The 2231-nt window shown below is 74.2% G+C and carries 3 protein-coding genes; all 3 read right to left on the bottom strand.

The genetic code is table 11. The features are described 5' to 3' along the window. Positions 1 to 351: FAD-dependent oxidoreductase (locus PROKR_RS01270; RefSeq protein WP_036959031.1), on the bottom strand; the 351-nt coding region annotated here is incomplete at its 3' end. 58 nt (positions 352 to 409) lie between these two features. After that, positions 410 to 1213, bottom strand: coding sequence for a TetR/AcrR family transcriptional regulator (locus tag PROKR_RS33370; RefSeq protein WP_036959029.1), 804 nt, complete (start codon positions 1211 to 1213; stop codon positions 410 to 412). Then, a complete protein-coding gene (locus PROKR_RS01260; protein WP_036959028.1) occupies positions 1210 to 2016 on the bottom strand; it encodes a TetR/AcrR family transcriptional regulator in 807 nt (268 codons plus the stop codon). Before PROKR_RS01260 ends, PROKR_RS33370 begins: the two co-directional genes overlap by 4 nt. Positions 2017 to 2231 lie beyond the last annotated feature (215 nt).

Raw genomic sequence — 2231 nt, 5'->3', positions numbered from 1 at the left:
GAGCGTCAGGCCGGCGCCCTCGACCCACGAGACCTGGCCGGAGTCGTCCCAGTCGTTCGTGATCTCGTTGCGCCGGGCCAGGACCGCGGCGACGTCGATGTCCCCCGGGTCGGCCAGGCCGGGCGTGTCCCGGGCGAGAGCACGCACGGTGCCGGCCCGCAGCAGCACCTTCGACGGCATGCAGGCCCAGTAGGAGCACTCACCGCCCACGAGCTCGGACTCGACCAAGGCCACGGACAGGCCGGTGCGCGAGGCGCGGTCCGCCGCGTTCTCGCCCACCGGTCCGCCGCCGATCACGATCACGTCGTAGGTCTCGTCCGCCTCGCCGGGGGTCTCAGCTGCGTTGTTCATGTCGTCATCCTGGCCCGACCTCCGGCACCGGTCCATCGGGCGGGGGGCGAATCCTGGATCAGGCCCGGCCGAAGTGTGGTCCGTGCGCCGGCACGACACCGGCCGAGGCCTTCTGGCCGAAGACGTCCAGGACGTCGGCCACGAGGTCCTGCACCAGCGCGTCCAGGTGCGCCACGGCCGCCGGGTCGTCGACGTCGCCCACGTGGCCGTAGACGGTCAGGGTGAGCAGACCCCAGAGCCGCGCCGAGCACAGGTTCATCGCGTGCAGCAGCCCGAGCGGGACATCCGGCGGGAAGCCGGGGACCGCCAGCATGGCGTCGCGCGCGGCCCGCAGGTGCGGGAGCAGGTCAGGTGCGATCTCGTCGTCGGGCACCACCGGGCAGCCTGCCTGCCACCAGGCGAGGGCGATCGGCGTGAACGCGCCGCCCACGCGGTCGAGGGACATCAGCGGCGGGTAGCGGGGGTCGTCGGCGGTGTCGCCCTCCTGACCGCGGATGCGCAGGCGACCCGACATCAACAGGTCGTACTCGTTGCGATGCGTCAGGCACCAGCGGAACAGCTCGTGGATCACGCCGTGGCACTGCGCGGCGGGGTCGTCCGCGGGCTGCCGCGCCCGGGCGCGCTCCACGGCGGCCAGGAGCTCGTCGATCACGTGCTGGTGGGTGGCGTGCAGCAGCCCGGGCCGGCCGTCGAAGTACCGGTACAGGCCGGGCGCGGCGATCCCGACGTCCTTGGCGACGGCCTGCATCGTGACGCCGTCCACGCCGTGCTCCTCCAGCAGGCGGCGCGCCGAGGCCAGCGCCTCGTCCAGCAGCTCGCGGCGCAGCCGGGCGCGACGGCCCGTGGGCCGGCGCGGGGTCATGACCCGCTCCGCTCACCGGAGCCGGCGAACACCGGCTCCAGCCGGACGGCAGGGCTGGGCACCATGCCGAAGAGCGCGAGGTTGCGCTCGTTCAGGTCGCCGAGCAGCGCGGTGATGTAGTCGTGCCGTACCGGCCCGTCGGGTTCGAGCACGTGGTTGTAGACCGTCATGCACAGCAGGCCGAAGGTGCGCTGCCAGGCCACCCGGACGGCGGCGACCAGCCCGAGCGGCACCTCGCGGGGAGCGTCGGGGAACGCCGCGAGCAGGGCATCGCGGCGAGCGGTCAGCTCGGCCTCGAGCTCCGGGGACACCGGCTCGTCGAACCGGACCGCGCCGTCGGCCCACTGCGCGGCGACCGCCGGGAACGCGAGCGCGGCCACCTCGTAGAACGTGCCGCCGCCGGCCTCGCCCGCCACGGCACCGTCCTCACGGGCGAGCCGCAGGCCGGCGCTCAGCAGCAGGTCGAACTCGTGGGGGTGCGCCACGCACCAGGCGAACATCGCGTAGGTCAGCGCGTGCACCTCGGCGGCGCGGTCACCAGCGGGCTGGCGGACGACCGCCGCGCGGACGTGCGCGACCAGCTCGTCCAGCACGTGCCGATACGTGGCGCGCAGCAGGTCGGAACGGCTCGGGAAGTACCGGTAGAGCCCCGGCCCGGCGATGCCGATCTCGCGGCTGACGGCCAGCATCGTCACGCTCTCGAGCCCGCCGTCGGCGAGCAGCCGGCGCGCCACGTCGATCGAGGCGCTCAGCAGCTCCTCGCGCCGGCGTCGCCGGGTCGTGCTCTCTGCGCTGCGGGTCACGAGGCGTACTTGGTCTCCGTCCGGTGCCGACCGTGCGGCCCCAGTCTCGCACGTAAAGCACCCCGACAGCGCCAACGCAGGGTTGGTCGCCCTATCAGACGTCATGCGGCGACCAACCCTACGTTCGAGCACCTCGCGGGCAGCGCCCGCGGCGCGTCAGGCCAGGCCCGCGCGGCGGAGGGCATCCGCCATGGCGGTGTCCGCCGGGGCCGGGC

Origin of the sequence: Promicromonospora kroppenstedtii DSM 19349, from assembly GCF_000515355.1 — a bacterium.
GTDB lineage: Bacteria > Actinomycetota > Actinomycetes > Actinomycetales > Cellulomonadaceae > Promicromonospora > Promicromonospora kroppenstedtii.
The sequence above is the reverse complement of the archived record's forward strand: the minus strand, read 5'-3'. Positions and strand labels throughout refer to the sequence as shown.